This is a genomic window from Caecibacteroides pullorum (assembly GCF_019239235.1).
Taxonomy (GTDB): domain Bacteria; phylum Bacteroidota; class Bacteroidia; order Bacteroidales; family Bacteroidaceae; genus Bacteroides; species Bacteroides pullorum.
The window spans coordinates 39,904-45,921 of record NZ_JAAZTS010000024.1; the positions used below are offsets into that span (position 1 = coordinate 39,904).

4 protein-coding genes are annotated in these 6,018 nt (G+C 56.5%); 1 reads left to right on the top strand and 3 read right to left on the bottom strand.

Going from position 1 to position 6,018, the window contains the following annotated elements; all coding sequences use genetic code 11:
* Positions 1–27: 27 nt before the first annotated feature.
* Positions 28–954, top strand: a complete 927-nt coding sequence (locus tag HF894_RS12760) for a hydrogen peroxide-inducible genes activator (RefSeq protein ID WP_021846665.1) — start codon at positions 28–30, stop codon at positions 952–954.
* A gap of 154 nt (positions 955–1,108) precedes the next feature.
* On the opposite strand, the gene HF894_RS12765 is transcribed toward HF894_RS12760, so the two are convergent.
* The 3 genes from HF894_RS12765 to ruvB are packed head-to-tail and all read right to left on the bottom strand — an operon-like array spanning position 1,109 to position 5,771.
* Complete coding sequence (locus tag HF894_RS12765) at positions 1,109–3,244, bottom strand: S46 family peptidase (RefSeq protein WP_204972882.1); 2,136 nt, start codon at positions 3,242–3,244, stop codon at positions 1,109–1,111.
* Between the two features lie 30 nt (positions 3,245–3,274).
* Positions 3,275–4,723 carry a lipopolysaccharide biosynthesis protein gene (locus HF894_RS12770; protein WP_204972876.1) on the bottom strand — a complete coding sequence of 483 codons (1,449 nt, stop codon included), beginning with the start codon at positions 4,721–4,723 and terminating at the stop codon, positions 3,275–3,277.
* Between the two features lie 13 nt (positions 4,724–4,736).
* On the bottom strand, positions 4,737–5,771 hold the full coding sequence (ruvB, locus tag HF894_RS12775) for a Holliday junction branch migration DNA helicase RuvB (protein WP_021846662.1): 1,035 nt from the start codon (positions 5,769–5,771) through the stop codon (positions 4,737–4,739).
* Positions 5,772–6,018 lie beyond the last annotated feature (247 nt).

The following is a 6,018-nucleotide window of genomic DNA, read 5'->3' on the forward strand; positions in this document are numbered from 1 at the left end:
ACCGAAGAACCTCAAACGACCGATACCATGACCCTGCAACAACTGGAGTACATCCTCGCCCTGAACCAGTTCCGCCACTTTGGCAAGGCGGCCGAACACTGCGGCGTGACGCAGCCCACCCTGAGTGCACTGATCCAAAAGCTAGAAGAAGAGCTGGACATCCGCATCTTCGACCGCACTCGCCAGTCTGTAAGCCCTACACCTGCCGGACGCCTTATCTTGGGACAGGCGCGACAGGTGCTGGCCGAAGCCGCCCGCATCAAGGAAATGGTGGCTGAAGAAAGGCATATACTGACAGGCACGTTCACCTTGGGCATCCTCCCCACTATCGCCCCCTACCTGCTGCCTCGCTTTTTCCCTCAGCTGATGAAGCAGCACCCGCAGCTGGACATCCGCGTCACGGAGATGAAAACCGCTGCCATCAAGCAGGCTTTGGCAGACGAGAAGATAGACGTCGGCATCGTGGCTGCCCTGGACGGCATGGACGATTTTGCGCAGACGCCGCTCTTCTACGAACAATTCTACGCCTACGTGGCCCGCGAAGATGAACTCTTCAGTCGCGAGACCATCCGCACCGCCGACCTCTCCGGCACGCAGCTCTGGCTGCTAGACGAGGGGCACTGCTTCCGCAACCAGCTCGTCCGCTTCTGCCAGCTGAAATCCGCACAGACCAGCCAGATGGTCTACCATCTGGGCAGCATGGAAACGTTCATGCGCATGGTGGAGGGCGGCAAGGGAGTCACATTCATCCCCGAACTGGCCATATCTCAGTTGAGCGAGACACAGCACGAACTGGTACGCCCCTTCGCCGTGCCCCGCCCCACGCGGCAAATCGTGATGCTTACGTCCAAAGACTTCATCCGCTGCACGCTGCTCGACATACTCAGACAAGCCATCCAGGCCGCCGTACCGGCCGAAATGCTTTCGCCCAAGCCCACGCAGCAAGTCATCTAAAATAAAGTAACAAAATAACAGTATTTCAGGCCTGATACTCAAGCTTCTCCCAACTGAACGTATCTTTCCGTCAATTCACCATGGTGAACAGCCTGCCGGACATATTTTTCTACACATACGCCACAATAATATAGGTAGAAAAAAGGACATGACATCATCCAATTTTCAATTCTTCTATCAGGCGGCCCGCCTGACCATATTTCTCGATGATGAACAGCACGTAGCGGATATCTACCCCGATGCAGCGCTGCAAGCGGGGCTCGTAGAGATAATCGCTGCTCATGGCCTCCCAATTGCCGTCGAAAGCCAGGCCAAGGAGCTGACCGCGCGCGTTGAACATGGCGCTGCCCGAGTTACCGCCCGTGATGTCGTTATCCGAAATGAAGCAGACCTTCATCTCTCCGCTCCGATCGGCATAACGGCCGTAGTCGCCGCTCTCCAGCAGGCTCACCAGCTCGGGCTGCAGGGCGAAGTCGGGCTCGCTGCGATGCTCGCGGGCCTTCTCCAGAATGCCACGTACGGTGGTGAAGTAGCGGTAATGCGTCCCATCGGCCGGGTCGTAGCCCCGCACCGTGCCGAAGCTGAGGCGCATCGTTGAATTGGCGTCGGGATAGAAACGACGGTCGGCGTAATAGCGGCGTACAGCGGCATTGAACAGCCGCTCGCCACGGTCAACGGCTAGGTTGGCGGCGTTCATCTGCATGTTCATCTCGAAGAGCTGGGTGATAAGGTCGATGCCCAAGTTGATAGCCGGGTCGCTAAAGAGGTGCAGCGTGGTGTCGTTCTCCAGGAAACGCTTCAGGCCACGAGGCGTGGCAATAGCGGTACGAGCATAGAGGCTGTCCACATATGCACGCTCGCTGCCGCCGTAGACGGTAGCGATGGAGTCGTAAAGTGACGGCAGATAGTCGACCTCCACATGACGGGGATACTCCTTCAGCAGGGCTGTGAAAACGTCCTTGTCGACGTCCAAGTCGAGGTTGGCATACTTGTCCACGATACCTTGCAGACTGACCTCAACGACCTTTGGATCGGCGCCAAAGTCGAAGTTCAGAATGCTGAGGGCCAGCTGCACCAATTCGGGACCGTTAAGGAAGCTTTCCAGCAAGTAGGCCTGTGCCCGGTTAACGGCACGGCGGTCCTTATAGGCTAGCTCGAGATCGGTCAGCAAGTGAAGCAAGCTGTCGCGCTCGGCTGGAGTGCGACGTATCCAGTCCTGTAAGTCGCGCTCCAGCGTGCGCTTCCTCTCGAGCACGTTCAGGCGGCGGAGGGAACGATTCGTACCGATGCTGTTCTTCCAGTAGTTAGAACTTTCGTCGTACTTGGAGGCGTACTTGATGCGGATATCGTCGCTGGCGTCCATCGCACGCTTCCAGATGGCCTGCTTCACGCCGCGGATATCTATCTGCGCCTGGTTGATGCCGTTCATGGCTTCCTCGATGCCGAACGACGACAGGTAGCGTTCCGTCGAGCCGGGATAGCCCAGGGTCATGCAGAAATCACCTTCCTGATAGCCTTCAAGTGAAATGGGGGCCACGTAACGGGGATGGTAGGGCACATTGTCGGGCGAGTAGTCGGCCGGACGGTTCCCACGGCCGGCGTAGATGCGAAAGACGCAGAAGTCGCCCGTGTGGCGCGGCCACATCCAATTATCCTTGTCCCAGCCGAACTTGCCGACAGACGAAGGCGGAGCAAATACCAAGCGGACATCGTTGAAATCTTGATAGACGGAGAGCCAGAATTCATTACCGCCATAATAAGCGTCGACCACGCCCGTCAGCGTGGAGTCCTTCTGCGACACTTCGGCTCCGACGGCTAACATTACCGAGTCGACGGCACTGGCGCGGGCCGACTCGTCCATGTCGGGCCGGACGGCAGAAAGCACACGCTTCGTCACGTTCTCCTGCCGCAGGAGGAAGCGCACGTAAAGTTCGGGATTGGGCAACTCCTCATCGCGCGTGCGGGCCACGAAGCCATCCTGCAAATAGTCATGATCCACACTGGAATGCTGCTGCACGCTGCTAAAGCCGCAATGATGGTTGGTGAGCACCAATCCGTCCTCGGATACCACCACGCCCGAACAGAAGCCGCCAAAGCTCACTACGGCATCCTTCAGCGAGGCCTTGCGAGGGCTGTACAGTTCCTTCGGCTTCAGCTCAAACCCCATCTCTTTCAGCATGTGGGTAGTCTTTTTGTCCAAATTACCCAGCATCCACATACCCTCGTCAGCCATAACAGCCACACTCGCCAGCAGACAGGCGGTCAGCAGACAATATTTCAAGTCTCTCATCATCATTATTTTCTTCGTTTTTTCCACAGATTATTTCTTCGTCACCAACCGATTCAACAACGGAATGCGGCTCAGGGGCAGGTCATGTTTCACGATATAGGCAGAAAACACCAGCAGGAGCACCGTCCGCCAACCTAGGCGCAGCCACAAATTCTCAATGGGCACATACTCGGCAGCCACGTAAAGAACGGCGGCCAGCAGCACGTAGCGTCCGATGCCCTTTAGGTCGTAGCGGATGGGGTATTTCTTCTGCCCCACGAAGTAGGACAGCAGCATGGCCACCCCATAGCCCGCAAAGCCCGCCCAGGCGCAGGCCATGTAGCTGTAGCGCGGGATGAGCAGCACATTGATGAGCACCAGCACGGCGCACCCCGTCAACGAGAAGTAGGCGCCCCAGCGCGTCTCGTCGATCAGTTTGTACCAGAACGACAGGTTAAAGTACACGCCCATGAAGATTTCGGCCGCCATCACGATGGGCACTACGCGCAGGCCGGCCCAATAGTCGCGCCCGATGATGAACTTCAGCAGGTCGAGGTAGAACATCACGGCCAGGAAGGCCAGCAGGGTGAAGATGATAAAATACTTCATGGCGGCGGCATAGACCTCACGATTATCCTTGTCGCGGCTCTTGCCGAAAACAAACGGCTCGTAAGCATAGCGGAAGGCCTGCGTCAGCATGGCCATGATCATAGCTATCTTGCTGGCCGCGCCGTAGATGCCCAGCTGCACCTTGGCCTCGGCGGCATCGGGATAGACGTAGGGGAAGATGATCTTGTCGGCCACCTGGTTCAGAATACCTGCCAGACCAAGCACGAGCAAAGGCAGGCTATAGGACAGCATGCGGCGCAGCAGGGCACGATCGAGTACGTAGTGGAAGCCGCGCAGCTCAGGCACGAGGCAGAGCATGACGGTGGACGTGCAGACAAGGTTGAACAAGAAGGCATAGCCAACGTCGCTACCCTTCATCGCCACGTAGTAGACGAGATTCAGGGCGATATTCAGGAAGATGAACAGCAGCTTCAGCGCAGCAAACTTGATGGGGCGCTTCTTGTAGCGCAGGTAGGCAAAGGGGATGCTCTGGATGGCGTCCATGGCCACCACGGCCATCATCATGCCCACGTATTCGGGATGGGCTTCGTAGCCCAGCAGGCTAGCAATAGGTTGCAGAAACACCAATCCCAAAGCAAGAAACGTAAGCGACACGCCACCTACACCCATCAGCGTAGTGGAGTAGACGCGCATAGGATCGTCCTTGCCGTTGTTGGCGAAACGGAAGAAGCCCGTCTCCATGCCGAAGGTAAGCAACACCAGTGCCAAAGCCACCCAAGCATAAATATTTGTCACCACGCCATAGCCTCCGCTCTGCGCGGACATCGCCATGGTATAGACAGGTACCAGCAGATAATTCAAGAAACGCCCTACAATGCTGCTCAAGCCGTAGATGGCGGTTTCTTTAGCCAATGATTTCAGATTTGCCATAATTCAATCGTTTTCAGTCAAACAACGACGGCTGTCCTCCGTTGTACATCGTTCGCCCCAAATGCTTATAGGCCAGCTCAGTCACTTCACGACCGCGGGGCGTGCGCTTGATGAAACCTTCCTTGATGAGAAACGGTTCATAAACTTCCTCGATGGTGCCGGGATCCTCGCCTAAGGCGGTGGCAATGGTTGTGAGGCCCACAGGACCACCCTTGAACTTGTCGATGATGGTCGTCAGGATCTTGTTGTCTATCTGGTCGAGGCCATAGCGGTCGATGTTCAGTGCTTCAAGAGCGTAGCGGGCTATCTCAGTGTCGATGCTGCCCGAACCCTTCACCTGCGCAAAGTCTCGCACGCGGCGTAGCAGGGCGTTGGCAATACGAGGCGTACCGCGGCTTCGGCTGGCAATCTCGACTGCCGCCTTCGACGAGCAGGGTACGTCGAGGATGCGTGCCGAACGCTGGATGATGGTGCTCAGCACATCGTTGTCGTAGTACTCCAGATGGAGGTTGATGCCGAAGCGCGCACGGAGCGGAGCCGTCAGCAGGCCGCTGCGCGTGGTGGCGCCCACGAGCGTAAAGGGGTTCAGGTCTATCTGGATGCTGCGAGCCGAGGGGCCTTTGTCTATCATGATGTCGATGCGGTAGTCCTCCATGGCCGAGTAGAGATACTCCTCCACCACAGGGCTAAGGCGGTGGATTTCGTCGATGAAAAGGACGTCATTGGGCTCGAGGCTCGTCAGGATGCCCGCCAGATCGCCCGGCTTGTCGAGCACAGGGCCGGAGGTAATCTTGAAGCCCACACCCAGCTCGTTGGCAATGATATTGGACAACGTAGTCTTTCCCAAGCCGGGAGGGCCGTGGAGCAGCGTGTGGTCCAGCGCCTCGCCGCGCAGACGAGCCGCCTTGACGAAGATGCGGAGGTTGTCCACCACCTTATCCTGACCACTGAAATCCTCGAAGGCCAGCGGACGGAGCACGTTCTCGAAGTCGCGCTCTCGGCTGTTCATCGGCTGCTGGTTACGTATGTCAAAGTTTTCTTGTTCCATGATGCATGTTTATACGAGACAAAGATAATGCAAACCGAGAGAAGTACAAAGAGGATGTATCATAAACCACCACAAACTTCGTAGAAAATAGAAGAAATACTACGCCATCCGTAAAGCACCGTTTTCTCCTCAACAAAGCAGGAGGGTGTGTCGTAATACGCGATTCACCCTCTTTTCTTTATCAACGATAAGAGCGTTGTTAACTTTTTCAAGCAGCGATATTCTGAAGATAATCTCGATATTTTGT

What these genes read in the sequence shown, in the direction of transcription:
- HF894_RS12765 (WP_204972882.1), bottom strand. Translation starts at nt 3,244, where the DNA reads ATGAGAGACTTGAAATATTGTCTGCTGACCGCCTGTCTGCTGGCGAGT.
- ruvB (WP_021846662.1), bottom strand. Translation starts at nt 5,771, where the DNA reads ATGGAACAAGAAAACTTTGACATACGTAACCAGCAGCCGATGAACAGC.
- HF894_RS12760 (WP_021846665.1), top strand. Translation starts at nt 28, where the DNA reads ATGACCCTGCAACAACTGGAGTACATCCTCGCCCTGAACCAGTTCCGC.
- HF894_RS12770 (WP_204972876.1), bottom strand. Translation starts at nt 4,723, where the DNA reads ATGGCAAATCTGAAATCATTGGCTAAAGAAACCGCCATCTACGGCTTG.